General features: G+C 64.6%; 29 protein-coding genes and 1 pseudogene. 12 read left to right on the forward strand and 18 right to left on the reverse strand.

The window, feature by feature from the left end; all coding sequences use genetic code 11:
* Positions 1-85: 85 nt before the first annotated feature.
* On the reverse strand, positions 86-481 hold the full coding sequence (locus IVB12_RS14445) for a hypothetical protein (protein ID WP_247299922.1): 396 nt from the start codon (positions 479-481) through the stop codon (positions 86-88).
* Positions 482-699: 218 nt separating this feature from the next.
* Positions 700-1488: pseudogene (locus IVB12_RS14450) on the reverse strand (hypothetical protein).
* A 116-nt stretch (positions 1489-1604) separates the two neighbouring features.
* On the opposite strand from IVB12_RS14450, the gene IVB12_RS14455 reads away from it, so the two are divergent.
* Complete coding sequence (locus IVB12_RS14455) at positions 1605-2639, forward strand: aspartate-semialdehyde dehydrogenase (RefSeq protein WP_247299933.1); 1035 nt, start codon at positions 1605-1607, stop codon at positions 2637-2639.
* A gap of 124 nt (positions 2640-2763) precedes the next feature.
* On the opposite strand, the gene IVB12_RS14460 is transcribed toward IVB12_RS14455, so the two are convergent.
* A complete protein-coding gene (locus IVB12_RS14460; RefSeq protein WP_247299935.1) occupies positions 2764-3408 on the reverse strand; it encodes a carbonic anhydrase in 645 nt (214 codons plus the stop codon).
* Between the two features lie 103 nt (positions 3409-3511).
* Between IVB12_RS14460 and IVB12_RS14465 the strand changes: the two genes are divergently transcribed.
* The 3 genes from IVB12_RS14465 to IVB12_RS14475 all read left to right on the forward strand — a co-directional run bounded on the left by IVB12_RS14465 (position 3512) and on the right by IVB12_RS14475 (position 6844).
* Positions 3512-4393 (forward strand): CoA ester lyase, encoded by an 882-nt coding sequence (locus IVB12_RS14465; protein ID WP_247299937.1) that lies wholly within the window; start codon positions 3512-3514, stop codon positions 4391-4393.
* A gap of 3 nt (positions 4394-4396) precedes the next feature.
* Positions 4397-5062, forward strand: coding sequence for an HAD hydrolase-like protein (locus tag IVB12_RS14470; protein ID WP_247299939.1), 666 nt, complete (start codon positions 4397-4399; stop codon positions 5060-5062).
* A 300-nt stretch (positions 5063-5362) separates the two neighbouring features.
* Positions 5363-6844, forward strand: coding sequence for a tetratricopeptide repeat protein (locus IVB12_RS14475; protein ID WP_247299941.1), 1482 nt, complete (start codon positions 5363-5365; stop codon positions 6842-6844).
* Positions 6845-6941: 97 nt separating this feature from the next.
* Here the strand turns inward: IVB12_RS14475 and IVB12_RS14480 are convergent, their stop codons facing one another.
* The 3 genes from IVB12_RS14480 to IVB12_RS14490 form a co-directional block, all read right to left on the reverse strand.
* On the reverse strand, positions 6942-7727 hold the full coding sequence (locus tag IVB12_RS14480) for a capsular polysaccharide synthesis protein (RefSeq protein WP_247299943.1): 786 nt from the start codon (positions 7725-7727) through the stop codon (positions 6942-6944).
* A 79-nt stretch (positions 7728-7806) separates the two neighbouring features.
* Positions 7807-8412 (reverse strand): 3-isopropylmalate dehydratase small subunit, encoded by a 606-nt coding sequence (gene leuD, locus IVB12_RS14485; protein ID WP_061880161.1) that lies wholly within the window; start codon positions 8410-8412, stop codon positions 7807-7809.
* A 252-nt stretch (positions 8413-8664) separates the two neighbouring features.
* Complete coding sequence (locus IVB12_RS14490) at positions 8665-9063, reverse strand: metallopeptidase family protein (protein ID WP_247280345.1); 399 nt, start codon at positions 9061-9063, stop codon at positions 8665-8667.
* 156 nt (positions 9064-9219) lie between these two features.
* Here IVB12_RS14490 and IVB12_RS14495 point away from each other — a divergent pair, with 156 nt between their 5' ends.
* Together IVB12_RS14495 and IVB12_RS14500 are read left to right on the forward strand one after the other, a co-directional pair.
* A complete protein-coding gene (locus IVB12_RS14495; protein ID WP_247300062.1) occupies positions 9220-9501 on the forward strand; it encodes a hypothetical protein in 282 nt (93 codons plus the stop codon).
* Between the two features lie 55 nt (positions 9502-9556).
* Positions 9557-9817, forward strand: a complete 261-nt coding sequence (locus IVB12_RS14500) for a hypothetical protein (RefSeq protein ID WP_247299946.1) — start codon at positions 9557-9559, stop codon at positions 9815-9817.
* 4 nt (positions 9818-9821) lie between these two features.
* On the opposite strand, the gene IVB12_RS14505 is transcribed toward IVB12_RS14500, so the two are convergent.
* Positions 9822-10121: a DUF1330 domain-containing protein gene (locus IVB12_RS14505; RefSeq protein ID WP_247299948.1), complete on the reverse strand. Its 300-nt coding sequence runs from the start codon at positions 10119-10121 to the stop codon at positions 9822-9824.
* Positions 10122-10301: 180 nt separating this feature from the next.
* Here IVB12_RS14505 and IVB12_RS14510 point away from each other — a divergent pair, with 180 nt between their 5' ends.
* Complete coding sequence (locus IVB12_RS14510) at positions 10302-10829, forward strand: hypothetical protein (RefSeq protein WP_247299949.1); 528 nt, start codon at positions 10302-10304, stop codon at positions 10827-10829.
* A 103-nt stretch (positions 10830-10932) separates the two neighbouring features.
* On the opposite strand, the gene IVB12_RS14515 is transcribed toward IVB12_RS14510, so the two are convergent.
* The 7 genes from IVB12_RS14515 to ffh all read right to left on the reverse strand — a co-directional run bounded on the left by IVB12_RS14515 (position 10933) and on the right by ffh (position 16818).
* Positions 10933-11142 (reverse strand): hypothetical protein, encoded by a 210-nt coding sequence (locus IVB12_RS14515; protein ID WP_247299951.1) that lies wholly within the window; start codon positions 11140-11142, stop codon positions 10933-10935.
* A gap of 92 nt (positions 11143-11234) precedes the next feature.
* Positions 11235-12641 (reverse strand): 3-isopropylmalate dehydratase large subunit, encoded by a 1407-nt coding sequence (gene leuC, locus IVB12_RS14520; RefSeq protein ID WP_247299953.1) that lies wholly within the window; start codon positions 12639-12641, stop codon positions 11235-11237.
* Between the two features lie 410 nt (positions 12642-13051).
* Positions 13052-13432, reverse strand: coding sequence for a 50S ribosomal protein L19 (rplS, locus tag IVB12_RS14525; RefSeq protein WP_027573014.1), 381 nt, complete (start codon positions 13430-13432; stop codon positions 13052-13054).
* A gap of 109 nt (positions 13433-13541) precedes the next feature.
* A complete protein-coding gene (trmD, locus tag IVB12_RS14530) occupies positions 13542-14297 on the reverse strand; it encodes a tRNA (guanosine(37)-N1)-methyltransferase TrmD (protein ID WP_247299955.1) in 756 nt (251 codons plus the stop codon).
* Between the two features lie 6 nt (positions 14298-14303).
* Complete coding sequence (gene rimM, locus IVB12_RS14535) at positions 14304-14843, reverse strand: ribosome maturation factor RimM (protein ID WP_247299957.1); 540 nt, start codon at positions 14841-14843, stop codon at positions 14304-14306.
* Positions 14844-14852: 9 nt separating this feature from the next.
* Positions 14853-15185, reverse strand: a complete 333-nt coding sequence (rpsP, locus tag IVB12_RS14540) for a 30S ribosomal protein S16 (protein WP_011083313.1) — start codon at positions 15183-15185, stop codon at positions 14853-14855.
* Positions 15186-15270: 85 nt separating this feature from the next.
* Positions 15271-16818 carry a signal recognition particle protein gene (ffh, locus tag IVB12_RS14545; RefSeq protein ID WP_247299959.1) on the reverse strand — a complete coding sequence of 516 codons (1548 nt, stop codon included), beginning with the start codon at positions 16816-16818 and terminating at the stop codon, positions 15271-15273.
* Between the two features lie 467 nt (positions 16819-17285).
* Between ffh and IVB12_RS14550 the strand changes: the two genes are divergently transcribed.
* Positions 17286-18350 carry an MBL fold metallo-hydrolase gene (locus IVB12_RS14550; protein WP_247299961.1) on the forward strand — a complete coding sequence of 355 codons (1065 nt, stop codon included), beginning with the start codon at positions 17286-17288 and terminating at the stop codon, positions 18348-18350.
* 50 nt (positions 18351-18400) lie between these two features.
* Here the strand turns inward: IVB12_RS14550 and IVB12_RS14555 are convergent, their stop codons facing one another.
* Entirely contained in the window at positions 18401-19117 is a 717-nt protein-coding gene (locus IVB12_RS14555) for an SIMPL domain-containing protein (RefSeq protein WP_247300064.1), read from the reverse strand.
* Between the two features lie 5 nt (positions 19118-19122).
* The gene (locus tag IVB12_RS14560; protein ID WP_247299962.1) at positions 19123-19887 is read right to left on the reverse strand and encodes a GyrI-like domain-containing protein; all 765 of its coding nucleotides are present in this window, start codon (positions 19885-19887) and stop codon (positions 19123-19125) included.
* Between the two features lie 258 nt (positions 19888-20145).
* Between IVB12_RS14560 and dapF the strand changes: the two genes are divergently transcribed.
* Both dapF and mtaB read left to right on the forward strand, forming a co-directional pair.
* Positions 20146-21021, forward strand: coding sequence for a diaminopimelate epimerase (gene dapF, locus IVB12_RS14565; protein WP_247299964.1), 876 nt, complete (start codon positions 20146-20148; stop codon positions 21019-21021).
* Positions 21021-22274: a tRNA (N(6)-L-threonylcarbamoyladenosine(37)-C(2))-methylthiotransferase MtaB gene (mtaB, locus tag IVB12_RS14570; protein WP_247299966.1), complete on the forward strand. Its 1254-nt coding sequence runs from the start codon at positions 21021-21023 to the stop codon at positions 22272-22274. The genes dapF and mtaB overlap by 1 nt, the downstream gene beginning before the upstream one ends.
* A 197-nt stretch (positions 22275-22471) precedes the next feature.
* On the opposite strand, the gene IVB12_RS14575 is transcribed toward mtaB, so the two are convergent.
* Positions 22472-23581, reverse strand: a complete 1110-nt coding sequence (locus IVB12_RS14575; protein WP_247299968.1) for a DUF2336 domain-containing protein — start codon at positions 23579-23581, stop codon at positions 22472-22474.
* A gap of 226 nt (positions 23582-23807) precedes the next feature.
* Positions 23808-24509, reverse strand: a complete 702-nt coding sequence (locus tag IVB12_RS14580; protein WP_247299970.1) for an RNA pseudouridine synthase — start codon at positions 24507-24509, stop codon at positions 23808-23810.
* A 47-nt stretch (positions 24510-24556) separates the two neighbouring features.
* Between IVB12_RS14580 and ftsY the strand changes: the two genes are divergently transcribed.
* Both ftsY and IVB12_RS14590 read left to right on the forward strand, forming a co-directional pair.
* Positions 24557-25501, forward strand: coding sequence for a signal recognition particle-docking protein FtsY (gene ftsY / locus IVB12_RS14585; RefSeq protein WP_247299972.1), 945 nt, complete (start codon positions 24557-24559; stop codon positions 25499-25501).
* Between the two features lie 2 nt (positions 25502-25503).
* Entirely contained in the window at positions 25504-26106 is a 603-nt protein-coding gene (locus tag IVB12_RS14590) for a septation protein A (protein ID WP_247299974.1), read from the forward strand.
* Positions 26107-26204: the final 98 nt, after the last annotated feature.

The following is a 26204-nucleotide window of genomic DNA, read 5'->3' on the forward strand; positions in this document are numbered from 1 at the left end:
CTCTTCGAGCCGCCCCGGAATGACGGCCCAAACCAAAATGGCCGGGCGTGAGCCCGGCCATTTTGATTCGGAAAGACCTGTCGCTTCAGTACAGCGGGAAATTCTGCGGGTAACCGCCGACATCCTGCGGCGGCGAGAGCGGCTGGCGGTCGATCGGACGGTTGAGGTTCTCGCGGGCGAAGGACGGATAGCCCACCGCCGGCGGGAAGGCGTAGTCGCTGAACTTGCGGTCGCCCGGATTGACCTCGGTGCCGCCGTCGAGCCAGGAGCGCTTGCTCACATAGATGCGGGTGCGGCCCTGCTGGTAGACCGCGTTGGGGCCGCTCGGTCCGTAATAGTGTCGGCCGCGCTCGTCATAGCGCTTGGTCTTGGTGTCGGCCGAAGCTGGCGAAGCCAAACCGATGGCAGAGGACATGGCAATGACGGCGCCCGCCGCAAGCAAGGTCGCCAATTTGTTCGCCGCAGAGAAATTCAAGCTCATCACGTCCCCTTCAGGCGGCAGGCCGCCAGTCGATTTCACCCCATACTAGCGCGGCCGGGGCAGACGCAACTAGGTCAATTGGGTCACACCAGCCCGGAATAATCGCGCGTGCCGGCAAAAGTTGCATCAATACCAGCCACTTGAGCTTGATGCGGTCCGGAGCGTGATCCGGAGAAGCGTGCAGCGGCTTTCCGAAAAGATCATGCTCAAACAACAACCTAAAGCGTCCCGCGCAATTGCGCGTTGGCGGCGCCCAGCAGCCAGTCCGGTGATCCCAGGGAATCGCAGGGGCGGCGCTTCAACTCGGCGCGGGCGAACAATTCGGCCAGCCTGGGCTCGTTGCCGGAGGTCAGCAGCGTCAGCCGATTCAGCGTGCAGGCAATCGCCGCGAGCCGGGCGGGCAGGGTGTTGCCCTGGCAGGAGAAGCCGGAAATCTGCAGCGCCGGGTCCTCGCTGCGCTTGAGATAGCCGAGGCAAGCGCGCGTCCCCTCCGCCGCGCCGACCGGCCGGAACAGGGCGACGGGACCGAATTTCGTGTCGATCAGGCCGGCCTGCTCCAGCGTGCTCGTCGTGCTCAATCCCATTTCCACGGCCAGATCGGCAGTCGCAGGACCAGCCACGTCGAACTCGCCGCCTTCCCGGTAGATGTCGAGCCCGGCCACGGGCTGGCCGGCCTCGTTTGTCCAGCGCAGCACGTCCCTGCGGCCGCCTTCGGGATGCCGAAGGATGGTGTAAGAGGCTGTTTTCTCTGATGAATCGATCCGGCTGATGGCGAAGGCCGGGTGCGAGCGGTCGGCCACGCTCCAGCCCGGTCTGTCCGCCGGCTCATTGCCCTGCAAGTCGGGCAGCTGGCCGAGCGCCGCGAGGGCGAGGATGGCAAACAGGGCGAGCGCCCCCACATAGGCGATCAGGCGCGCCAGCGTGCCGACGACCTAGTCGGCGAAGGCTGCAAGCGCCAAGTGGATCTGGGTGGGGCTAACGGCCGTGCTGGCCTCAGGCGACTGCATCCACGGCCTTCAGGCATGGTCCAACGTTGTCTTGAGGCCGGTTCTCGCATAGAAGCGCTGCTCTTCCTGTTTAAGCGTCAGCTTCAGGAACGGGCTTTTTCATCGGAGAGTGAACGATGGGTTACAAAGTCGCAGTCGTCGGCGCGACCGGCAATGTCGGACGGGAAATGCTCAACATCTTGGATGAGCGCAAATTCCCCGCCGACGAGGTCGTCGCCCTGGCGTCGCGCCGCAGCGTCGGCGTCGAGGTCTCCTATGGCGACCGTACCCTGAAGGTCAAAGCGCTCGAGCATTACGGCTTCTCCGACGTCGACATCTGCCTGATGTCGGCGGGCGGCTCGGTGTCGAAGGAATGGTCGCCGCAGATCGGGGCCGCCGGCGCGGTCGTGATCGACAATTCCTCGGCCTGGCGCATGGATCCGGACGTGCCGCTGATCGTGCCGGAAGTGAATGCGGCTGCGACCGAAGGCTTCAAGAAGAAGAACATCATCGCCAACCCGAACTGCTCGACCGCGCAGCTCGTCGTCGCGCTCAAGCCGCTGCACGACAAGGCGACCATCAAGCGCGTCGTGGTCTCGACCTATCAATCCGTGTCGGGTGCCGGCAAGGACGCGATGGACGAATTGTTCTCGCAGACCAAGGCCGTCTACACCAATGACGAGCTGGTCGCGAAGAAATTCCCCAAGCGCATCGCATTCAACGTCATCCCCCACATCGACGTCTTCATGGAGGACGGTTACACCAAGGAAGAGTGGAAGATGATGGCGGAGACCAAGAAGATTCTTGATCCCAAGATCAAGCTCTCCGCGACCTGCGTGCGCGTGCCGGTCTTCGTCGGCCACTCCGAGGCCGTCAACATCGAGTTCGAGAACCCGATCAGTGCGGACGAAGCCCGCGAGATCCTGCGCAAGGCGCCGGGCTGCCTCGTCATCGACAAGCAGGAGCCCGGCGGCTACGCCACACCTTACGAAGCGGCCGGCGAGGACGCCACCTATATCAGCCGCATCCGCGAGGACGCGACGGTGGAGAACGGCCTCGTGCTGTGGTGCGTGTCCGACAATTTGCGCAAGGGCGCCGCGCTGAACGCGATCCAGATCGCGGAAGTCCTGATCAACCGCAAGCTGATCAGCGCGAAGAAGAAGGCGGCGTGAGAATTGTAGGGCGGGTTAGCCTTGCGGATGCGCGAAGCGCAATCCGCTGGGCGTAACCCACCTCTTTGGTCTCCACGGCGACAGAAGTGGTGGGTTACGCCTTCGGCTAACCCACCCTACGGAGCTACGCCACCTCGCGCGCGCTCCTGAATTCCTTCGCGGCCTTGTCCAGCACGAACAGCGTGCCCTCGGCCACGCCGAAATAGGCGCCGTGGGTCTGCATCTGGCCGCTCTCCACCGCCTTGCGCACGAACGGGAAGGTCATCAGGTTTTCCAGGCTGCGGAACACCGCGGCCTTCTCGATGCGCTCGACGAACTGCGCCATGGTCTCGTGCTCGCGCTGCTCGACCACCTCGCCCGGCTTGATGAACATCTGCATCCATTTGCCGATGAAGTCGCCCGGCGTGAGCGGCTCGCTCTTGTCGATGAAGGCGCGGATGCCGCCGCATTGGGCGTGGCCGAGGACCACGATGTGCTTCACCTTCAGCACCGTCACGGCAAATTCCAGCGCCGCCGAGACGCCGTGTGCGTTCTCGTCAGGCTGGTAGGTCGGCACCAGGTTGGCGATGTTGCGGACGACGAAGAGTTCGCCCGGCCCGGCATCGAAGATCACCTCGGGGGAGACCCGCGAGTCGCAGCAGCCGATCACCATCGTCTCGGGCGACTGTCCTTTGACAGAGAGTTCGCGGTAGCGGTTCTGCTCGGTTGGCAGCCGCTGGGTGGCGAAGGCCTTGTAGCCTTCCAGCAAATGCTTCGGGAATGTCATCATGACTATGCCTAATCATAGACCGCAGGGGCGAACAAGCCTTTCGAATGGGCAGGGCAGATGCTATCGGCTTCGGTCAGAGGACTGACGAGGAAGGAACGCTCGCATGACCCGCCCGCGCCGCAGCCATCTGTTCATGCCCGGCTCCAACCCCCGCGCGCTGGAAAAGGCGCGCAATCTTCCCGCCGACGGCCTCATCCTCGACCTCGAGGATTCCGTCGCCCCCGAGGCCAAGGCGGTGGCGCGCGACGGCATCGCCGCCGCAATCGCCGCCAAGGGTTTTGGCAAACGCGAGGTCCTGATCCGGACCAATGGCCTCGACACGCCCTGGTGGGCCGACGACGTCGCGATGGCCGCCAAGGCCTCGCCTGACGGCATCCTGGTTCCAAAAGTTTCAAGCATCGAAGACCTCAATACGGTCGGCCGGAAGCTGGCCGAGCTTGGCGCTGCGTCGACCGTGAAGGTCTGGGCCATGATCGAGACCGCGCGCGCCGTGCTCCATGCCGAGGAGCTGGCCGCCGCCGGCCGCGATCCGTCGAGCCGCCTCGCAGGCTTCGTGTTCGGCCCGAACGACATTTCGCGCGAGACCCGCATCAGGATGCTGCCGGGCCGTGCCGCGATGATCCCGATGATCACCCATTGCATCCTGGCGACGCGCGCCCACGGCCTCGAAATCCTCGACGGCCCCTATAGCGACATTGCCAATGCCGATGGCTTTGCCACCGAATGCGCGCAAGGCCGCGATCTCGGCTTCGACGGCAAGACGCTGATCCATCCCTCGCAGATCGATGCCTGCAACGCGATCTTCACCCCGCCCGAGGAGGAAGTCGCTCGGGCGCGAAAAATCATCGCGGCGTTCGAATTGCCGGAGAACGCCGCGCGCGGCGCGATCCGGCTCGACGGCGCCATGGTGGAGCGCCTGCACGCCGACATGGCAAGGCGCACGATCGAGATCGCAGACGCAATCGCGGCGATGGGGAAGGGCTGAGAGGTGGGCGCAGCCCGCTGCGTCCTCCTCGATCTCGACGGAACGCTGGTCGATTCCCAGCCGGGCATTGCCGCGAGCTGCCTGGCTGCGTTGCGTGCGCTCGGTCATGAGCCCGGCGACACCCTTGATATCAAGCGCTTCATCGGACCGCCGCTTGAAGACATATTACGGGCTTTGCTCGCCGCCTACGGTGATGACCGGATCGAGTTAGCCGTAGCGGCCTATCGCCAGCATTACGGCGACATTGGCCTGCTCGGAAGCGAGCTCTATCCCGGAATCAACGGGGCGCTTGAGGAGATGCGAAGCGCTGGATTGCGAATCTATCTCGCGACATCGAAGCGCGAAATCTTCGCGCGGCGGATCCTGGAGAATCTGGACTTAGCGACGCATTTCGATGGCATTCACGGCTCAGTTCCCGGCGGCGTGCTGGATCACAAGCCTGAGCTGCTCGCCCATATCCTATCCAAGCACGGTATCTCTGCATCGCACAGCCTCATGGTCGGCGACCGCCGCCACGACATCAATGGCGCTCACGCGGTCAAGATGCGCGGCCTCGGCGTGCTCTGGGGATATGGCACTCGGGATGAGCTGGAAACAGCCGGCGCGGATCAACTAGTAGAGTGGCCCGCGGATCTTGCGCGCGCGGTTTTATCGACGCTGAACCGATAGGCTCCGGTGCAAGCTGCCTCGGCGCGGCGCGAGATTAGCACGGTCAAGCGACTCCAGCGTCGAGCCGTTGGCGCAATAACCGTGGCAATTTTCGCCGGTGCGCCGGCATGTTCACAACCGGGCATGCTCCTCAGCAAGCGCTCGAGTGCACGGGCATCTATACTCAGCTCCAACTGGCGATAGCCGCCGCGAAGCCGACATTCCTGTGATGTAGGTCACACAACCCGGCTGGTTGCCCCCGTTAAATTTGCGCCGTTTAAATATGGCTTCCATCCTTTCGATATGGCGAGTGGGGTTCTTATGCTCCGCAAATTATTTTACTGCTTTGTCATTCTTGCCCTCGCTGGCCCGGCAGCGGCTGTCGATCGCGTCAGGGGCGACACGAGCCCTGCCATTGCAGCCGCCTCGGAGGCGATCCGGCGAGATCCCAAGGATGCGAACGCCTATTACAACCGGGGCAACGCTTACAGCGCTAATGGCAACAATGATCGCGCCATAGCGGACTACACGGCAACGATCCGTCTCGATCCGACGCATGCGCACGCGTACTACAATCGCGGCAACGCCTACAGCATCAAAGGCGATACGGAGCGTGCGATCGCGGACTACACGGCGACAATCCGGCTCGATCCGGCCTATGCGAACGCGTACTACAATCGAGGCAATGCTTACAGCAACAAAGGCAACACCGACCGCGCAATTGCCGACTATAGCGAAGCGGTTCGCCTGCAGCCGACGAATGCGAACGCGTATTTCAACCGCGGGAATGCATACGGCAGCAAGGGCGACGCGGACCGCGCCATTGCAGATTACACAGAAGCGATACGCGTGGATCCCACATACGCGAACGCGTATGTCAATCGCGGACTGGCCTACGAGAAGCGCGGAGATTTCGCCAAAGCAAGGGCCGACTTCAATGCCACGCTCGGATTGGCCCATGGCGCCACAAGATGGGCCCAGGACAAGGCTCGCGAGCGGCTTGCTGTCCTGCCTTCGCCGCGGCCAGCAACGATATTGGTCGAGAAAGCCAGTGTCGCGCCGGCTGTCGTGGCGTCCGGGGCTGCGAACGGCGATCGCCGCATCGCTCTCGTGATCGGCAATTCGGCTTATGAAAACGTCGCAGCGCTAGCGAACCCCGTGCGGGATGCAAGCCTCGTCGCCGACGTGCTGAAGCTCACCGGGTTCGAAGCAGTTACTCTGCTGACCAATCTCCGCAAGGATGCGCTGGTGAATGCCCTGCGCGAATTCGCAGCACGTGCGGAGACGGCGGATTGGGCCGTCGTGTATTATGCCGGGCACGGCATGGAGGTCGGCGGCGTCAACTATCTCATTCCGACGGATGCCAAGATTGCCGCGGATCGCGAAATCGGATTTGAAGCCGTTCCGGTTGATCAGGTTCTCAATGCGGCGGAGCGCGCCAAAAAGCTGCGCCTCGTCATTCTCGATGCCTGCCGCGACAATCCATTCGCAAACCAGATGAAGCGGACGATGACGGTGGCGTCGCGTTCGGTGTCGCGAGGTTTGGCCCCGATCGAGCCAGAGGCGGGAACGCTGGTGGTCTACGCCGCCAAGGATGGCGAGACCGCGCTCGACGGTGACGGGATCAATAGTCCGTTCGCGGCTGCCTTCGTCAAGAATGTTCCAACGCCAGGCCTCGAAGTCCGCAGGCTCTTCGACTTCGTTCGCGACGATGTCATGGAAGCGACCGGTCGTCGGCAAAAACCCTTCAGTTACGGCTCGATCTCCGGCCGACAGGACTTCTATTTCGTGGCTGCTAAATGATCTTCAAACGAAGAGCAATGCAGACCTTATCGCCAGTGCCCGGACTTGCTTGCGGGAGAGTACAGGCCGGCTTTGGAGCGCACTTTCTACGCGGCCGCTACCCGAACCGCTCCGCCGCCCAGGCATACAGGCTGCCCGGAATCGGCTTTTCGCCGCCACGGCCCTTGGGCGAGATGTGCAGGCCGATGATCTCGGGATTGGTGACGAGCTCGAGATAGCTCGATGGATCGAAGAACAGTTTTGGCTCGGCATGCACGGCGTAGAACGATTGTTTGGGTAGCGCGTAAGCGAGCTCGCCGGTGCGACGCGCGAGCGCGGTTAGTGCCGCCGGTCCGTAGATCGCGACGCGAATGTCCGAAAGACGGTTCGAGCCGCCGCGGAGGCGGCGCATCGCGAAGGTGACGCGGTGGCGCACGGACAGCCAGTTCGGCGTCAGCTCCTCCTGCTCCATCAGCTCCTCGAAGGCCGCGACGATGCCGTGCCCGGCCGGCAGGTAGATCACGGAATTGCCGAGTTGGCGCGGCCGCTCCCAGGCGAAATAGGGTTTTGCCGGATCGAGCTCGACGGGCTTCAGCAGCAGCACGTCGGCATCGAGCCACAGGCCGAGGCCTTTCGCCATCAGCTTCATGCGGAAGAAGTCGCTGAACTGCAGCGTGGTCCAGTCCCGCCAGCTGCCGTCGGGCTGCGGCGGCCGCAATCGTTCGGAGAAGGCGTGCGGCAGGATCGCTTCGGCATCCGCATTCGCGATGCCTGCAGGCAGGCCCGGAATGGTGTCGAAGCTATAGACCGTGACCTTGTGGCCGGCAGCCAGCTGCGAGCGCAGACAGGTCTGGCGCAGGGCGTCCATCGGACCATGCCAGAAGGTGACGATGTCGGGCAGCATGCGCGAGCTATAAGGATAGTCAGAGCAAAGAAAAAGCCCCGGCGCCGTCAGCACCGGGGCTCGAACCAGAAACGCGATCTCAGGCCCAGGCGCGTTCGCGCTTGAGCTTCTCCTCATAGCTGTCGATCGAGGCCTTCTTTTCCATCGTCAGGCCGATGTCGTCGAGGCCGTTGATCAGGCAGTGCTTGCGGAACGGATCGATCTCGAACTTGACCTTGCCGCCGTCGGGACCGCGGATCTCCTGGTTGGGCAGGTCGATCGTCAGCGTCGCGTTGGCGCCGCGCTCGGCGTCGTCGAACAGCTTGTCGAGGTCTTCCTGCGAGACGCGGATCGGCAGAATGCCGTTCTTGAAGCAGTTGTTGTAGAAGATGTCGCCGAACGAGGTCGAGATCACGCAGCGGATGCCGAAGTCGAGCAGCGCCCAGGGCGCGTGCTCGCGGCTTGACCCGCAGCCGAAATTGTCGCCGGCCACCAGCACCTTGGCATTGCGATAGGCCGGCTGGTTCAGCACGAAATCGGGATTCTCGCTGCCGTCGTCCTTGTAGCGCTGCTCGGAGAACAGCCCCTTGCCAAGGCCGGTGCGCTTGATGGTCTTGAGGTACTGCTTCGGAATGATCATGTCGGTATCGACATTGATGATCTTCAGCGGCGCCGCGACGCCTTCCAGCGTGGTGAACTTGTCCATGGTTGCGCTTCCGGGATGGGTCTAGGGGAACAGGTGTTTATCGCGATCGGGGTGGAAATCCTAGGCCGAATTCGGCAGATCTGCCTTACCTCTCCCGCCTGCGGGAGAGGTCGGCGCGCCCGGGCGATGCGAAGCATCGTCCCGCGCGCCGGGTGAGGGTTCTCTCCACTGGGGGAGTCCCATTGCCGCGACACCCTCGCCCCCAGCCCTCCCCGCAAGCGGGCGAGGGAGCGCACCGTCTTTGTGCGGCCCTCAATCCGCCTTCGCCTCAATCGCGGCCATATCGTCGTCCGACAGACCGAAATGGTGGCCAATCTCGTGGATCAGGACGTGGCGGACGATGTGGCCGAGGGTCTCGTCGTGCTCGGCCCAATAATCCAGGATCGGCCGACGGTAGAGCCAGACCATGTTGGGCAGCCGCGCCACGTCGCCAAAACTCTGCTGCGGCAGGCCGATGCCCTGGAACAGGCCGAGCAGGTCGAACTCGCTCTCGCACTGCATCTCGTCCAGCACCTCATCGGTCGGGAAGTCGTCGACGCGGATGATGACGCCCTCGCAGAGCTTGCGAAACTCCGCCGGCAGGCGCTCGAAGATGTCGTGCGCCGTCGCTTCCATCTCGGCCAGCGAGGGCGCTTTCAATTCCGTCCACATGGGTTTCTCTTACCGCGGGTTCCGCGGCGATGCATCTGGCTTTATAAGCCCGGCGAGGTTGACGAGCGCCGCCAAAACGGGGAGCGTGGGACCTCGAACGGGACGTTTCAGGTGGGCGGAAAAATGCGAGCGAAAACAGCGCTGACGCTACTGTGCATGGGGTTGTTTTCGCAGTTTTGCGTTGGCGCCGAGGCGCAGACCGCCGGCCCCGAGATCCGTCTCGCCCAGGCCGCCTCGTCCGACGACGTTCCCCCGCCGCGCAAGCGGGCCCCGGCGCGCCTGCGCGTTACGCCCTATTACAGCCCGGACGGCGTCTATCCGCGCTACAATCCGGGTCCCGACGCAGTCCGCGTGTGCAACGCCACCTATGCGCAGGAGTACCGCCCGAGCGGCACGGTGATCGTGCCGCGTGTGAGCTGTTACTGGCGCCGGGGCTGATGCCGGGTTCACTGCCCGCGCCAGCGAGCGGCGCGGTGGCCTCGTGGGGGTCGTCATGGCGAGATGGATTGCATTGGCCGTTGCCGTCGCGCTTGCCGCCGGTGTGACGCGCGCTTCGGCTGCGCAAAGAGTGACGATGCCGCAGGCCTCGGCCGGGATCGCGGTTTTCGATGTGCGACGACCCGCGCGCACCCATGACATGGTGCGGCCAGCTACGCGCCATGATCCACGCTATTACGCGCGGCCGGTGTACTACCGTCCCTATCCCTACGCGGTGCCTGCTCCCTTCGTGTTCGGCTACGGGCCGTGGTGGTGACGCGTTAGCGGCCTGGCGCAAATCCCTTGACCAGAAGTACCGTCGCTTGCGCACCCGCTTTGCGGTCGCGCGAGATTTCCGCGTAGTCGGGTGCGTTCGAGAAGGCGAGGAACGCAGCCTCATCCGGGAATGACATCATGACAATCTTGTCATGCGGCCATGCGCCTTCGAGCACGCGCGGATGTTCGTCCGCGGCGAGCAGCCTTCCGCCATACTTCTTGAACACGTCGAAGAAGCGCGCCTGATAGCGGTCATAGGCCGCGCGGTCTGTCATCTTCAATTGCGCAATCGCGTAGACAGTCATTTCCAAAAAACTCCTTCCGTCGCGGCACTGCGTCGCATCGCGAAGCCCAGCGTCGTTCATTCATGGGGCGTTCACATCGGTCTCCTCAGTTTAATCCAGGGAGCGACCGCAATTGAACAGCCTTTGGCGCAGCCAAGACGTCGCGCCGCAACTGCGCTGTCCAGATTCAGGGAGGATTCCATGCTGAGGACATCAGGTCTCAAGGCAAGCCCGATGCGCTTGCTCGGGATCGCGGCCGCCACGGCGCTGATGCTGTCGGCCGGCACCGCGCGTCGCGCTGAAGCGCTCACATTGATCAATCCGGCCACGTCGCCCGCGACGAAGGCTGCAGCCGACGATCTCGTCACGCAGGTTCGCCACGGCGGCGGGCACGGCGGACATGGTGGCGGCTTTCACGGCGGAGGTTTCCGCGGCTTCCATGGCGGCGGAGGACATATCGGCGGCTTCCGCGGCGGTGGATTTCGTGGCGGCCATGTCGGCGGCTTCCGCTATGGCGGCGTTCGCTTCGGCGGCTATGGCGGCTATCACCGTCACTGGGGCTATCACCGCCCCTATTACGGCTACCGTCACTTCCACCGGCGCTATTATTACGGCGGCTATTATCCCTACTATCACTATCCGCGCCGCTGCCGGATCATCTGGACCTATTACGGCCCGCGCCGCGTCTGCCGCTGGCCGCGCTGGCACTATCCGTACCGCTATTGGTGAGGTGAGTTAGCACCGTCATTCCGGGGCGATGCGAAGCATCGAACCCGGAATCTCGAGATTCCGGGTCTGGCGCTTCCGCACCACCCCGGAATGACAGCGTGGCCTACAGCCAATCCTTCAGCTTCCATGACGAAGCCTTCCACCGCATCAGGTTCTCGAGCTTCCATTGCCGAAACATCGCCGGCGGCCAGCGGCTGAGCCTGGAGGTCTCCTCGACCTCCGGCTTGGCGACGAGGCGCAATGGCGCTGCGCGCCGCCGATGCTGGCGCGTCGCCTCGCTGATGAGATCGACATATTCCGGCTTGTTGGCCATGGCGCGTGTCCTCGCGAAACCGTCGCGAGGACACTGTCGGCGCCGCCAATTAACGACGCTTTGCCGCGATCGCTACAATTGCCGGAATGGGCTCAGCGCCAGTCCCTGACGTCGACGAAGTGACCCGCGATCGCCGCGGCTGCCGCCATCGCCGGCGACACCAGATGGGTGCGGCCCTTGAAGCCCTGACGGCCTTCGAAGTTGCGGTTCGAGGTCGAGGCGCAGCGCTCTTCCGGCTTCAGCTTGTCCGGGTTCATGGCGAGGCACATCGAGCAGCCCGGCTCGCGCCACTCGAAGCCGGCCTTGATGAAGATCTTGTCGAGTCCTTCAGCTTCGGCCTGCTCCTTCACGATGCCCGAGCCCGGCACCACCATGGCGTTGACGTTGGTCGACACCTGCTTGCCTTCCGCGATCTTGGCGGCGGCGCGCAAATCCTCGATGCGGCCATTGGTGCAGGAGCCGATGAAGACGCGGTCGAGCTTGATGTCGGTGATCTTCGTTCCCGCCGTCAGGCCCATATACTTGAGCGCGCGATGCTTGGAGATACGCTTGGCCTCGTCCTCGATCTTGTCGGGGTCGGGCACGATGCCGGTCACCGAGATGACGTCCTCGGGGCTCGTGCCCCAGGTCACGATCGGCGGCAGCTTTGCGGCGTCGAGCCGCAGCTCGTGGTCGAAATGCGCGCCTTCGTCGGAACGCAGTGTCTCCCAATAGCGCATCGCCGCGTCCCAGGCCGCGCCCTTCGGCGCCTTCGGCCGGTCGCGCAGGAAGTCGTAGGCCTTCTGGTCGGGTGCGACGAGACCGGCGCGGGCGCCGCCTTCAATCGACATGTTGCAGACCGTCATGCGGCCTTCCATGGTGAGCGCGCGGATCGCTTCGCCCGCATATTCCAGCACGTAGCCGGTGCCGCCGGCGGTGCCGATCTCGCCGATGATGGCCAGGATGATGTCCTTGCCCGTGACGCCGTCAGGCAATTTGCCATCGACGGTGACGCGCATGTTCTTCGCTTTTTTCTGGATCAGCGTCTGCGTCGCCAGCACGTGCTCGACCTCGCTCGTGCCGATGCCATGCGCGAGCGCGCCGAACGCGCCGTGCGTCGAGGTGTGGCTGTCACCGCAGACGATGGTGGTGCCGGGCAGCGTAAAGCCCTGCTCGGGGCCGATGACATGAACGATGCCCTGGCGCCTATCGAACTCGTTGTAATATTCGATGCCGAATTCCTTGGCGTTCTCGGCCAGCGCCTTGATCTGCTCGATGCTTTCCGGGTCCGGGTTCGGCTTGGTGCGGTCGGTGGTCGGCACGTTGTGGTCGACGACGGCGAGCGTCTTCTCGGGCGCGTGCACCTTGCGGCCCGTGGCACGCAGGCCTTCGAACGCCTGCGGCGAGGTCACCTCGTGGACCAGGTGGCGATCGATGTAGAGCAGGCAGGTGCCGTCCTCGGCTTCGTGCACCAGATGGTCGTTCCAGATCTTGTCGTACAATGTGGTCGGCTTGGACATGAGCGTCAGCTCCGAAGGAATGCTGTGTAAGCGGATAGGCGCACTTGGCGCGGGCAACAAAATCGGCGGCGCAGCGTTTAAGCTGCGCGCGTAAGCTCTGACGTTGCCGAGGTCGCGAAGCGTCCGAAGAACCGGCCAGGCAGCCGCGAGCGATCGTCAATGACGATGCGCTTGACCGGGGCGAGGCTGGTCAGATCTGGAAACATTCTAGAGATATATAGCACGCGGAAGTTAAAGCGCGAGAGCTTAGCGGCGCCGTCATTGCGAGCGCAGCGAAGCAAATCCAGAAATGCGTCCGCGGAGACAGTCTGGATTCTTCGTCGCAAGGGCTCCTCGCAATGACAGCGCGGGGAAACAAAAAAGCGCGGAGCCGAGCCCCGCGCTTTTCGAAACTTGCCTGGTGGCGAAGCTTACTCGCCCACGGCAGCCGCGCGGTCCTGCTTCTCGACGATGCGGGCCGACTTGCCGCGAAGGTTGCGGAGGTAATAGAGCTTGGCGCGGCGCACCTTGCCGCGGCGCACCACCTTGATCGAGTCGATCATCGGCGACATCACCGGGAACACACGCTCCACGCCCTCGCCATAGGAGATCTTGCGCACGGTGAAGCTCTCGTTGAGGCCACCGCCGGAACGGCCGATGCAGACGCCTTCATAGGCCTGCACGCGGGTGCGGTCGCCTTCGACGACCTTCACGTTGACGATCACGGTGTCGCCGGGGCCGAATTCCGGGATGTCCTTGCCGGCGGACAGCTTGTCGAATTGCTCTTGTTCGAGCTGCTTGATCAGGTTCATGGGTAAATCTCCATCGGCGCGCCCAGCCTTTTCAATGGGGGCTGCGCGAAATTCGTCTATCCAGCCATTGCGGATGTGGCCGCTCCTATAAGGCAAGCCGGAGCGTTTGTCACCCGTCTGTCTTGTTTTTTGGCGTTTTTTGGCGCCCGGCCCGATTCGGGGCCTTGCTCGGGATCTGGGCCCACAAATCCGGCCGCCGGGCCGCCGTCAGGGCCTCGGATTGCGCCCGCCGCCAGGCCGCGACCTTGGCGTGGTCGCCGGAGGTCAGGATCTCCGGGATCGGAGCCCCCTCGAACAGCTGCGGGCGGGTGTATTGCGGGTATTCGAGCAGGCCGTCCGCAAAACTTTCCTCGGTTCCCGATGTCTCCTTGCCCATCACCCCCGGCAGCAGCCGGACGCAGGCGTCAATCACGGCTAGCGCGGCGATTTCGCCCCCGGACAGCACGTAATCGCCGATCGAGACCTCCTCCAGACCTCTCCCGTCGATCACCCGCTGGTCCACCCCCTCGAACCGTCCGCAGACGATGAGGGGGCCGGGACCCTTGGCCAGTTCCACAACGCGGGCCTGGGTCAATGGCCGACCGCGCGGGCTCATCAGCAGACGGGGCCGATCCGGGCTGATTTCAGCGGCATCGATGGCCGCGGCCAGAACGTCCGCGCGCAGCACCATGCCCGGCCCGCCGCCGGCCGGAGTGTCGTCGACGCTGCGGTGGCGGTCGGTAGCGGAGGCCCGGATGTCCCGCGCCTCGAGTTGCCAAAGCCCGCCCGCCAGCGCCCGGCCGGCCAGGCTCACGCCGAGCGGCCCGGGAAACATGTCCGGAAACAGCGTCAGCACCGTCGCGCGCCAGGGTGAGGGGTTGGTCATTGCATCTCAATTGCCTTCCACGGGACGACTAGCGGTAGGGTCCTCGACCTCAATCTCCTGCGGCAGCGCGATGACCACACGCCCGCCGGCGATATCGACCTCAGGCACCACCGCGTTGGAGAACGGCAACAGCAGCGTCGTGCCCTTGAGCGGGGCGATCTCGATGATGTCGCTGGCGCCGAAATTATGGATCGCGAGCACGCGGCCGAGAGCGTCGCCGTCCGTGGTGACGGCGGCGAGCCCGATCAGGTCAGTGTGGTAATATTCGTCCGCGTCGGTCGCGGGCAGCTTGTCGCGCGCGACGTAGAGCTCGATGCCGTTGAGCCGTTCGGCCTCATCGCGGGTCGTGACCCCCGTGAAGGTCGCGACCAGATGATCTTTGGCCTCGCGCGCCGTTGCGACCTCGAACTGGCGCTTGCCGTCCTTGGACAGCAGCGGACCGTAGCGCCTGATGGCAAAGGGATCTTCGGTGAAGGTCCACAATTTGACCGCACCGCGCACCCCATGCGCGGCGCCGATCCGCGCGACGCAGACCAGCGCCGGCATGGTCTGGCCTTAACCCTTCGCGGCGGCTTCGGCCTGCGCCTTGCGCTCCTTGCGCGGCACGGCCTTCTGCGGGTTGTTGCGCGCTTCGCGCTTCTTGACGCCGGCGGCGTCGAGGAAGCGAGACACGCGGTCCGACGGCTGCGCGCCCTTGGCGACCCAGGCCTTCACCTTCTCCATGTCGAGCTTGAGGCGCGCCTCGTTGTCCTTCGGCAGCAGCGGGTTGAAATAACCGAGACGCTCGATGAAGCGGCCATCGCGTGGAAAGCGCGAATCGGCGACGACGACGTGATAGACGGGACGCTTCTTGGTGCCTGCACGGGCGAGGCGGATAACGACGGACATCAAGTTCTCCTTCAAAGTACAGTCTGTTGGGTTGATTGGTATTCCGCGTTGCGCGGGACGCTTGCGATCCCGTGCGACGAATTCCTCATTTCTTCTTGCCCGGGAAACCGCCGAGGCCCGGCAGCATCGGCTTGCCGCTGAGCCCAGTCAGTCCGGGAACGTTGGGCAGGCCGGTGCGAAGACCAGCCGGCAAATCCTTCGGCAGGCTCGGCAGGCCCTGTCCGCTGCCGCTCTGCATCTTCTCCTGAAGAGCCTTCATCTCTTCCGGAGACGGCATCTTCATGCCGCCGCCAAAGCCCATGGCCTGCGCGATGCCGGCCAGCGGGCCGCGCTTGCCCGAGCCCATGGCCTTCATCACGTCGGCCATGTTCCGGTGCATCTTCAGGAGCTTGTTGACGTGCTCGACGCTCTGGCCACTCCCTGCGGCGATGCGCTTCTTGCGGCTCGCTTTCAGCAAGTCGGGGTGACGGCGCTCCTCGCGCGTCATGGAATCGATGATCGCGACCTGGCGCTTCAGGATCTTGTCGTCGATGCCGGCGGCCGCGATCTGGTTCTTCATCTTGGAGATGCCGGGCATCATGCCCATCAGCCCGCTGATGCCGCCCATGTTGGACATCTGCAACAGCTGCTCGCGCATGTCATTGAGGTCGAACTGACCCTTGCGCATGCGTTCGGCGGTGCGCGCGGCCTTCTCGGCGTCGATGTTGGCGGCGGCGCGCTCGACCAGCGAGACGACGTCGCCCATACCGAGGATGCGGCCGGCGATACGATCAGGATGGAAATCCTCCAGCGCATCGGTCTTTTCGCCGGTGCCGATCAGCTTGATCGGCTTGCCGGTGACCGCGCGCATCGACAGCGCGGCGCCGCCGCGGCCGTCGCCGTCGACGCGGGTCAGCACGATGCCGGTGAGGCCGACGCGCTGATCGAACGAGCGCGCGAGATTCACGGCGTCCTGGCCGGTGAGGCTGTCGGCGACCAGCAGCACCTCATGCGGATTGGCCGCGGCTTTGATCGCGGCCGCCTCCGCCATCATCTCTTCGTCGAGTGTGGTGCGGCCGGCGGTATCGAGCAGCACGATGTCGTAGCCGCCGAGCTTGCCGGCCTCCAGCGCGCGCTTGGCGATCTGCGGCGGCTGCTGGCCTGCGACGATGGGGAGCGTTGGAATGTCGAGATCGCGGCCGAGCACGGCCAGTTGCTCCATCGCCGCCGGGCGATAGACGTCGAGCGAGGCCATCAGCACCTTGCGCTTGTCGCGCTGGACCAGGCGGCGGGCGAGCTTGGCGGTGGTGGTGGTCTTACCGGAGCCTTGCAGGCCGACCATCATGATCGGCACCGGCGGCACGGAATTGACGTCGATGGTCTGGCTTTCGGCGCCGAGCGTGTTGATCAGCTCGTCATGGACGATCTTGACCACCATCTGGCCTGGTGTGACCGACTTGACGACGGTAGCGCCGATCGCCTGCTCACGGACGCGTTCGGTGAAGCTGCGCACCACCTCCAACGCGACATCGGCCTCCAGCAGCGCGCGGCGCACCTCGCGCATCGCGGCGTCGACGTCCTTTTCGGTCAGCGCCCCGCGCCCCGTCAGACGATCGAGGATGCCGCCAAGCCGTTCCGACAGATTGTCGAACAATGCCGTTATCCTGTTGCTGTCCCCCGATGAGGGGCGCGCCGTTACTCTCCGCTGTCATGCCCCGCGCAGGCGGGGCATCCAGTACGCCGCGGCTTCTCGGCCTTAGCCGAGACGTCTCTGGAATACTGGATCCCCCGCCTTCGCGGGGGATGACCCTGAATGTGCCTTGGCGCATTGCCCCAAGACGTAGTTCCAAACACCATTGCGCCCGAGGGCGCACAGCGCTGTCGGGCGTTGACCTCCGGCCTCCAGGGCCAGTCGGCGGGTCGAAAAGAAAGCCTTTCCGAGAAAGTGGCGGGGTTAAACGCCGCTCACGCCCAAAAGTCAAGGAAAGTTAGGGTGCCGCGGCGCCTTTGCCAGGACAAGGTCCTGAAATTTAGTGCCCTTTTGCCGGGCGGTTCCATTTCCTAGGGCTTCGCCCATATAGAAGGCGATGACTGACCTCCGCTATCATCCCTGAGCCCGCCGTGCCGATCACCCGCCGTCGCCTGTTCGGACTGCTTGCCGGGGCCGGCGCGCTCGTCGCTATTCCGTCCCTTTGGATGTCTCGCATGAAAACCTATGATGGTCCGGCCTCCGACCATTTCAACGGTCTGCACTTCTTCGATCCCGACGGCGCGCCGCCGAAATCGCTGCGAGAGGTGCTGCGCTGGCAATTCGGCGGCAAGCGGCAGCGCGCGCAATGGCCGGATTGGGTCCCCAGCCCCCATGCCGACACCCCGCCGGTGCGGGTCGACGGCGACAAGGTGCGGCTCTCCTTCGTCGGCCACGCCAGCTGGCTGATCCAGACCGGCGGTCTCAACATCCTGGTCGATCCCGTTTGGTCGATGCGGGTCTCGCCGGTCGCCTGGGCCGGGCCGAAGCGGCACAATGATCCCGGCATCGCCTTCGAACATTTGCCCAAGATCGACGTCGTGCTGGTCTCGCACGGCCACTACGATCACCTGGACATCACGACGTTATCGCGGCTCGCCAAGAATTTTGCGCCGCGCGTCGTCACTCCGCTCGGCAATGACGTGACGATTCGAAGCTGGGATCCCACGATCAAGGTGGAGGCGTTCGACTGGCACGACCGCGTCGAGCTCGGTGGCGGCATCGCCGTGCATCTGGTTCCGACCCGGCACTGGACCGCGCGCGGTGTGTTCGATCGCAACAAGGCGCTATGGGCGAGCTTCGTGCTGGAGACGCCGGCCGGCAAGATCTACGTCGTCTGCGATTCCGGTTATGGTGACGGCAGGCATTTCCGCTGCGTCGCGGAGAAGCACGGGCCGCTGCGGCTCGCGATCCTTCCCATCGGTGCCTACGAGCCGCGCTGGTTCATGCGTGACCAGCACATGAATCCGGAAGATGCCGTGAAGGCGCTCGCGGATTGCGGCGCGCAGGAAGCGCTCGGGCATCATCACGGCACGTTCCAGCTGACGGATGAGGCAATCGATGCGCCGGCAAAGGCGCTGGTCGCAGCGCTGGATGCCGCGAAGATTCCGCAAGAGCGGTTCGTGGCAATGCTGCCGGGACAGGTGGTGGAGATTTAGCGTGCTGGCAAACTGCTCGTGCCCCGGACGCAGTGCATCCGGGACACCAGTCATTGCTCTTTCGGCTTGATCGCCCAGCTCACATTCACCGTCACCGACAGCGTCTCCTCGCCGGGCGCGACGGCGGCGGGTGCAGCCATCGGAGCCGCAGCGACGCGGCCTTTGAACAGCGGCACCGGGCCGCCGCCCTCGGTGACGCTGAGCGGCGCCCCTAGCGTGACGCCGGTGGCTTTGGCGTAAATCTCCGCCTTGCGGCGGGCATCAGCGACTGCCTGCTCGCGCGCATCATCCAGCAGTTTTGAGGCCTGCGTCACCTCGAAGGAGATATTGCCGATGTCGTTGGCGCCGGCGCTGACCAGCGTGTCGATGATGCCTGCGACCTTGGTCACGTCGCGAATTTTCACGGTGACACGGTTGGAGGCGCGGAAGCCGACCACGGGCGAGGCGCCGGTGGATTTGTTCTGGCCGTATTGCGGCTGGAGCGACAGGCGCGAGGTCTGATAATCCTTCTCGGCAATCCCGGCGCCCTTCAGCGCCAGCAGCACCTTGCCCATCGCCGCATTGTTGGCATCGGAGGCTTCCTTCGCCGTTTTGGCATCGTTGGCGACCCCGGCGTCGATCTGCGCGAGATCGGGGGCGGCGGAAATCGTGGCTTCGCCGCTCGCCGAAATGGCTGACGGAAAATCGTCGGCGCGGGCGGGGGCCGCCAGCAGCGTTGTGGCGAAAACGGCGGCGAGTGGAGCAAAAAGGACGGCAGGCTTTTTCATCATTCTCACTTCAGCGGCACGAAAACGTTGATCACGAGCTTGTCCTCGGCCGTCTTCAGGGGATCGGTGAGGTACTCCTCGATGAAGGTATCCTTGGCTTCCAACCTCTTGTCGTCGAGGTAATTGGTGATCGCCTCATAGGTGTTGTCCATGTTGTCGTAGGAGCCGCGATGGACGAATTTCAGCGCCTTGCCCTCCGGCGATTTGCCAATGCTCATGTCCTTGGACAGGTTCTTCGGATCCTGCTCGACCGGGATCTCGGCGAGGAAGGTGAAGCCGGTGTCGTCGGTGGAGGTGTAGACGATCATCGAATTGCCTGATGGCTTGATCCCCTGCTTGTCCAGGAGCGTGTTCAGCGCCTTGAAGGCGTCGATCAGGGTGTCGAAGGCCGAGTCCCAATTGGCAGTGCCCTTGACCATCACGACCTTCTTGGGCTCGAGCACGGTCTCGAGGCCAAAGGGATCGGCGGTCTGTACCGGGGCGGGGCTGGCGGCCGCCGCGGGCGGGGGCGCGGCCGGGCTGGGTGAGGCGCTGGCTGCGGGCGAGGGCGTCGCAGCAGGGGCGGGTGAGGCGCTGGCCGCCGGCGCGGGCGTTGCCACCGGTGCAGGCGAAGCACTCGCGGCAGGCGCCGGCGAAGCCGACGGGGCCGGCGAGGGGCTTACTGACGCGGCGGGCGCCGGGCTCGGACTTTGTGCCCGAGCGGCAGACAGACCAACCGACATGGCCGCCGGGATCAGCGCGGCCAGAGCGAGACGACGAAACCTAATCATTCTATTCTCCCCAAGAACTTGGGCACCAAGACCTTGGGCTCCAAGACCTTGCCGACCAAGGCCTAAATCCCGTTTTGCGCCCGGCCGCGCTTCCCGGTTCGCGCGAATGGCGCCGTTCTAACACGCGGGCGCCGAATTCGTCCCATGACAGATGCGTCATGGGCGGCGTCGCGGGCCGCGGCCTGGGCGCTCCGCAGCAAACCGCTGGCCAAGCCGGCAAGGATCGCCATATAAGACGGGCGAAATTCGGGAATTTTCATGAGCGCGCTGGCCAACCACGCATTTGCCAAGATGAACGGCATCGGCAACGAGATCGTCGTTGTCGACATGCGCGATTCCACAGCAAAGGTCACGCCGGACGACGCGCGGGCGGTGGCGTCCGCAAATGGCGGCGTGGCTTACGACCAGCTCATGGTGCTGCAGAAGCCGCGGCTGCACGGCACTGAGGCCTTCATCCGCATCTACAACAATGACGGCTCCGAAGCCGGTGCCTGCGGCAACGGCATGCGCTGCGTCGTGCGCCGCATTTTCGAGAAGAGCGGACAGACCACGGCGACGTTCGAGACGGCTGCGGGCCTGCTCAATTGCTGGCAAGGCCCGGCGCCCGACCTCTATACCGTCGACATGGGCGCGCCGAAGTTCGGCTGGCAGGACATTCCGCTGGCGGAAGAGTTTCGCGACACCCGCTACATCGAGTTGCAGATCGGGCCGATCGACAATCCGATCCTGCATTCGCCTTCGGTGGTGAACATGGGCAATCCGCACGCAATCTTCTGGGTCGAGGACGTCAACGCCTATGATCTCGAGCGGTTTGGTCCTCTGCTCGAAAACCATCCGATCTTCCCCGAGCGCGCCAATATTACGCTTGCTCACATCGTTGATCGCGACCACATCACGATTCGCACCTGGGAGCGCGGCGCCGGCCTCACCAGGGCCTGCGGTTCGGCAGCCTGCGCCACGGCTGTCGCCGCGGCGCGGCTGAAGCGCGCCAATCGCAATGTCGAGATCACATTGCCCGGCGGCAAGCTCGCCATCGAATGGCGCGAGCGCGACGACCATGTGCTGATGACGGGCACCGCGACCTTCGAATATGAAGGCAATTTCGATCCGGCGCTGTTCGCGCCGGTCGGCTGATGGCCGTCGACATCGTCACCTTCGGCTGCCGCCTCAACGCCTTCGAGGCCGAGGTGATCCGCCGCGAGGCTGAAGGTGCCGGCCTCTTCGACACCATCGTCATCAACAGCTGCGCCGTCACCAACGAGGCGGTGGCGCAGGCACGCCAGTCGATCCGCAAATTGAAGCGCGAGCGGCCCGGTGCGCGTATCGTGGTCACCGGCTGCGCCGCGCAAACGCAAAGCGCGATGTTCGCCGACATGGCCGAGGTCGATCGCGTCGTCGGCAATGACGACAAGATGCGCTCGTCCGCATGGCGCGATGCGCGCGATGCATTCGACATCGGTGCCAGCCAGAAGATTGCCGTTGGCGACATCATGGCAGTGAAGGCGATGGCGCCGCATCTGATCGACGGCTTTGCCGCCGGCCTGCCGCGCGTCTTCGTGCAGGTGCAGAACGGCTGCGACCATCGCTGCACCTTCTGCATCATCCCGTTCGGCCGCGGCAACTCGCGCTCGGTGCCGATGGGCGCTGTGGTCGATCAGGTGCGGGCGCTGGTGGAGCGCGGTCATGGCGAGATCGTGCTGACTGGCGTCGACCTCACCAGCTACGGCGCTGACCTGCCGGGCGCGCCCAAGCTCGGCATGCTGACCAAGCAGATTTTGCGGCACGTGCCGGACTTGAGGCGCCTGCGCATCTCCTCGATCGATTCGATCGAGGCAGATGACGATCTGCTCGATGCTATCGCCGACGATGCGCGACTGATGCCGCATCTGCACCTGTCGCTGCAATCCGGCGACGACCTGATCTTGAAGCGCATGAAGCGGCGGCATTCGCGCCAGGATGCGATCGCGTTCTGCGACCAGGTGCGCCGCCTGCGGCCGGACGTCGTTTTCGGCGCCGACATCATCGCGGGCTTTCCGACCGAGACCGAGGACATGTTCTTGCGCTCGCTCGATCTCGTCGGGGAATGTGGTTTGACGTTCCTGCACGTCTTTCCCTACTCGCCACGCCCCGGCACGCCGGCCGCGCGAATGCCGCAGGTTGCGGGGGGCGCGATCAAGGAACGTGCGAAGCGGCTGCGTGCAGCCGGTGCGGCGGCATTGCGGCAGCGACTGCAAGCCGAGATCGGCGCCGCGCGCGAGGTGCTGATCGAGAGCGAAGGCCAGGGACGCACGGAGCATTATCTGCCGGTGGCGATTGCGGGCGAACGTGTGGGCAGCGTCGTGCCGCTCAGGATCGTTGGCAGCGATGGCGAGCGGCTGATCACATAGTCGGTGTCGTCGTCCGGCTTGCCGTCTTCGCTAAAGCTTCGCCGGCCGAGCACCGCTGCGGGCCCGGCGTAGCCTAGCGGAGACGGGGCCGGGCGGCCCAGTGCGCCGCCGCTTCTCCGTATCTCACAAACGTCTCTGGAATACTGGATCACCGCCTTCGCGGGTGATGACACCGCCGATATGGTACACGGTGTGCCCTACAAGGCCCGCACCTGCCAGAACCGCAGCGTGCGCCGCGCATTCTCCGTCGTCATTCTCGCAAAATGGCCCTGCGAGCGCGCAAGATCAGCCGGCTTCATCGCGCCCGTCGCAAAACGGCTTTCGAGCACGGCGGCGGTGGTGTTCCAGCTAAGCTGCGCGGCCTTGCACGGCACGAGCAGGCCATCGTCGCGCAGGCTCTGCATCAGCGGGCGAATCACCTCGACGGTCGATCCGGACAGCGCCGCCAGGGCCGCGACGGTCTCCTCATAGCGCCGCTGCGTGGCGAAGCCGAGCAGCGTCGCTTCGTTGAGCTGGCCGATCGTCTTGAGATTTGCGATGGCCCGCTTGGCGCCTTCGAAATCGCGAACGCCAGACATCTCGCGCTCGACGCCGACGGTGACGGCGGCAATCGCGCTCTGGATTTCCTCGAACAGATGCGGAGGTGCACGCGACAACAGGCGGGTGCGCACCGCATCCGTCGTCGAACGCAGCAATCGGCGGCGCAGCTCCGACGGCAAATCGACGCGGACGCCGACGCTGACCGCGAGCTCCGGATCGCTTTCGGCCTGTCCGACGATGATGGCAAATCCGCTGCCGGAGACGCGGGCGCCGGGATTGGCGGCGAGCCGCCGGCTGACGCTGGGATAGCGCCGCGCCAGCAGCGCATCGGTGACGATCTCCCTCAGCCACCAGCGGCCGGCGACCGCGAGCAGATGCGGCTCGCCCTTGGATGATGCGATCTTCACCAGCTCGCCATCGTCGAGGCGCGCGGATTCCTGGAGCACGGGTCCGGCGATACGGATCTCGTCATTGCTGGCGAGGCGGCGGATCACGGATGGCGGCGCCTGCGCGATCGGCGCGAGTTGCGCGCTTATCTCGGCGAGCGCAATTCGGGCGCCGATGTCGGCGACGGCGCGCAGCTCGATGGTGCCGATCAGGCGCTCGAGCACGTCGTCAAACAGCGCGATCTGCTCGTCGTCAAAGCTGCCGGCGGAACACAGGAACAGGTCCGTGACGCGCCGGGCCGTCTCCAGCCCTTTTTCCGGCGAGCCCATCCGTATCGCGGATTCGACCTCGTCGATGATCGATAGCTCGGCCTTGGACATCACGCGCTGCTCGTCCTGAGCGGTTACAGAAGCTTGTTCTAAGCAACCGCTATCATTAGAGGCGAGCGCTGAACGTTTCGTAAACCATGGGCTTGTCGCCCTTCATCCTGAGGAGCCCGCAAAGCGGGCGTCTCGAAGGATCGAGGCTCAACTGCAACAGCACGGGCCTTTCATGGTTCGAGACGGCGCTGACGCGCCTCCTCACCATGAGGCGCTGGCTGCCGGGCTAGTCCCCGTTCCATCCGCAGGCGCGGAGGCGCTCGTGCATGTGGGGCGGGGCCGGCGCCACGACGCGGATCGGCTCCTTGTTCCGGGAGATCGGCACCACGATCTCACGGGAATGCAGGTGCAGGCGCGGCTCGCCGAAGCGCGGGCCGTTGCCGTAAATGTTATCGCCGACGATCGGCCAGCCGGTCGCGGCCGAATGCACCCGCAATTGGTGGGTCCGGCCGGTCACCGGTTCCATGGCGAGCCAGGCGAGGCCCGCGCCCCGGCCCATCACCTTCCAATTGGTGATCGCCTTCTGCCCTTCGGGATCCGGCTTCTGCCACCAGCCGCGCTCGGCATTGAGGCGGCCGAGCGGCATGTCGATGGTGCCTTCATCTTCATCAGGGCCGCCCTCGACCACGGTCCAGTATGTCTTGCCGATCTTGCCGTGCTTGAACAGCAGGCCGAGCGAAGCGGTTGCTTTGCGATGGCGGCCGAGCACGAGACAGCCTGAGGTGTCCTTGTCGAGCCGGTGAGCCAGCACTGGCGGCCGCGGCAGGCCGAAGCGGAGCGCGTCGAAGGAGGCTTCGAGGTTCGCCCCGCCCTTGGGGCCGCGATGCACTGGCAGGCCGGCCGGCTTGTCGATGACCAGCATCAAGCCGTCGCGATGGAGCACGCGGGCCAAGATCTCATCAGCGGTCAATTCGGGAACATCGAGCAATTGCAAGACTTTCGTTTAATCGTCGGAACGGCTAACACACCCCCACCATGAACGATACCTCCGAGACCCCCAAGCTGAGCTGGTGGCGCCGCCTGTCCGACGGGCTGAAGCGCACCTCGTCCTCGCTCGGGACCGCGGTCGCCGACCTCGTCACCAAGCGCAAGCTCGATCGCGCCATGCTCGACGACATCGAGGACGTGCTGCTGCGCGCCGATCTCGGCACGCAAGTCGCAGTGCGGATCGCCGATGCCGTCGGCACGGGGCGCTACGACAAGGCGATCTCGGCGGACGAGGTCAAGGACGTGGTCGCCACCGAGGTCGAGAAGGTGCTCGCGCCGGTGGCGAAGCCGCTCGAGATCGATGCGGGCAAGAAGCCGTTCGTCATCCTCGTGGTCGGCGTCAACGGCTCCGGCAAGACCACCACCATCGGCAAGCTATCGCAAAAATTCGCCTCCGAAGGCCGCAAGGTGATGCTGGCTGCCGGCGACACCTTTCGCGCGGCGGCGATCGAGCAGCTCAAGGTCTGGGGCGAGCGCACCAAGACGCCGGTCATCGCCGGCGCGCAAGGCTCGGATTCCGCGAGCCTTGCCTTCAGCGCGCTGACGGCAGCAAGGGAGCAGAGCGCCGACATCCTCTTGATCGACACCGCGGGCCGGCTTCAGAACAAGGCCGAACTGATGAACGAGCTCGAGAAGGTCGTGCGCGTCATCCGCAAGGTGGATGCCACCGCGCCGCATGCGGTGCTGCTGGTGCTGGATGCCACCGTCGGCCAGAACGCGCTGTCGCAGGTCGAGGCCTTTCATCGCACCGCCGGGGTCACCGGCCTCGTGATGACCAAGCTCGACGGCACCGCGCGCGGCGGCATCCTGGTGGCGCTGGCGGAAAAATTCAAGCTGCCGGTGCATTTCATCGGCGTCGGCGAAGGCGTCGATGATCTCGCGCCCTTCACCGCGCGCGATTTCGCCCGCGCGATCGCCGGAATCGAAAGTTGAGAATGGACAAGACCCAGCCACATCCGTTGTTCAAGCTTGCGACCGAGCTCGGTCCGCTGCTCGTGTTCTTCTTCGTCAATGCCAGGTTCAACCTGTTCGCCGCGACCGGCGCCTTCATGGTGGCGATCGTGGCGGCGATGGCCGCCTCCTATGTGGTGACGCGGCACATTCCGATCATGGCGATCGTGACGGCCGTGATCGTGCTGGTGTTCGGCACGCTGACCCTGGTGCTACACGATGAGACCTTCATCAAGGTCAAGCCGACCATCATCTACGGCCTGTTCGCCGCGATCCTCGGCGGCGGCCTGCTGTTCGGCCGCTCCTTCATTGCCGTGATGTTCGATCAGGTGTTCAATCTGACGCCGCACGGCTGGCGCATCCTCACGCTGCGCTGGGCGCTGTTCTTTGCCGGCATGGCGGTGCTGAACGAGATCATCTGGCGCACCCAGAGCACGGATTTCTGGGTGAACTTCAAGGTCTTCGGCGTGACGACGCTGACCATGATCTTCGCCGTCGCCCAATTGCCGCTGACCAAGCGCTATCACCTTGCGCCGGCGTCGCTGGAAGCGAGCGAGGCCGAGGCCGGAGATGTGAGCAAGGGGTAGGGCGAAACGTCGCCCCACGTATCGCTGTCATTCCCCGCGAAGCGGAGACTCCGGTACGCCGCGGCCTCTTCGTATACTACTGACGTCTCCGGAATACT

The organism is Bradyrhizobium sp. 179 (assembly GCF_023073535.1).
Classification (GTDB): Bacteria; Pseudomonadota; Alphaproteobacteria; order Rhizobiales; family Xanthobacteraceae; genus Bradyrhizobium.

Coding starts and splice junctions, on each gene's coding strand:
- IVB12_RS14445 (WP_247299922.1), bottom strand. CDS start 481: ATGAGCTTGAATTTCTCTGCGGCGAACAAATTGGCGACCTTGCTTGCG.
- IVB12_RS14455 (WP_247299933.1), top strand. CDS start 1,605: ATGGGTTACAAAGTCGCAGTCGTCGGCGCGACCGGCAATGTCGGACGG.
- IVB12_RS14460 (WP_247299935.1), bottom strand. CDS start 3,408: ATGATGACATTCCCGAAGCATTTGCTGGAAGGCTACAAGGCCTTCGCC.
- IVB12_RS14465 (WP_247299937.1), top strand. CDS start 3,512: ATGACCCGCCCGCGCCGCAGCCATCTGTTCATGCCCGGCTCCAACCCC.
- IVB12_RS14475 (WP_247299941.1), top strand. CDS start 5,363: ATGCTCCGCAAATTATTTTACTGCTTTGTCATTCTTGCCCTCGCTGGC.
- IVB12_RS14480 (WP_247299943.1), bottom strand. CDS start 7,727: ATGCTGCCCGACATCGTCACCTTCTGGCATGGTCCGATGGACGCCCTG.
- leuD (WP_061880161.1), bottom strand. CDS start 8,412: ATGGACAAGTTCACCACGCTGGAAGGCGTCGCGGCGCCGCTGAAGATC.
- IVB12_RS14490 (WP_247280345.1), bottom strand. CDS start 9,063: ATGTGGACGGAATTGAAAGCGCCCTCGCTGGCCGAGATGGAAGCGACG.
- IVB12_RS14495 (WP_247300062.1), top strand. CDS start 9,220: ATGGGGTTGTTTTCGCAGTTTTGCGTTGGCGCCGAGGCGCAGACCGCC.
- IVB12_RS14500 (WP_247299946.1), top strand. CDS start 9,557: ATGGCGAGATGGATTGCATTGGCCGTTGCCGTCGCGCTTGCCGCCGGT.
- IVB12_RS14505 (WP_247299948.1), bottom strand. CDS start 10,121: ATGACTGTCTACGCGATTGCGCAATTGAAGATGACAGACCGCGCGGCC.
- IVB12_RS14510 (WP_247299949.1), top strand. CDS start 10,302: ATGCTGAGGACATCAGGTCTCAAGGCAAGCCCGATGCGCTTGCTCGGG.
- IVB12_RS14515 (WP_247299951.1), bottom strand. CDS start 11,142: ATGGCCAACAAGCCGGAATATGTCGATCTCATCAGCGAGGCGACGCGC.
- leuC (WP_247299953.1), bottom strand. CDS start 12,641: ATGTCCAAGCCGACCACATTGTACGACAAGATCTGGAACGACCATCTG.
- rplS (WP_027573014.1), bottom strand. CDS start 13,432: ATGAACCTGATCAAGCAGCTCGAACAAGAGCAATTCGACAAGCTGTCC.
- trmD (WP_247299955.1), bottom strand. CDS start 14,297: ATGACCAACCCCTCACCCTGGCGCGCGACGGTGCTGACGCTGTTTCCG.
- rimM (WP_247299957.1), bottom strand. CDS start 14,843: ATGCCGGCGCTGGTCTGCGTCGCGCGGATCGGCGCCGCGCATGGGGTG.
- rpsP (WP_011083313.1), bottom strand. CDS start 15,185: ATGTCCGTCGTTATCCGCCTCGCCCGTGCAGGCACCAAGAAGCGTCCC.
- IVB12_RS14555 (WP_247300064.1), bottom strand. CDS start 19,117: ATGAAAAAGCCTGCCGTCCTTTTTGCTCCACTCGCCGCCGTTTTCGCC.
- IVB12_RS14560 (WP_247299962.1), bottom strand. CDS start 19,887: ATGATTAGGTTTCGTCGTCTCGCTCTGGCCGCGCTGATCCCGGCGGCC.
- dapF (WP_247299964.1), top strand. CDS start 20,146: ATGAGCGCGCTGGCCAACCACGCATTTGCCAAGATGAACGGCATCGGC.
- mtaB (WP_247299966.1), top strand. CDS start 21,021: ATGGCCGTCGACATCGTCACCTTCGGCTGCCGCCTCAACGCCTTCGAG.
- IVB12_RS14575 (WP_247299968.1), bottom strand. CDS start 23,581: ATGTCCAAGGCCGAGCTATCGATCATCGACGAGGTCGAATCCGCGATA.
- ftsY (WP_247299972.1), top strand. CDS start 24,557: ATGAACGATACCTCCGAGACCCCCAAGCTGAGCTGGTGGCGCCGCCTG.
- IVB12_RS14590 (WP_247299974.1), top strand. CDS start 25,504: ATGGACAAGACCCAGCCACATCCGTTGTTCAAGCTTGCGACCGAGCTC.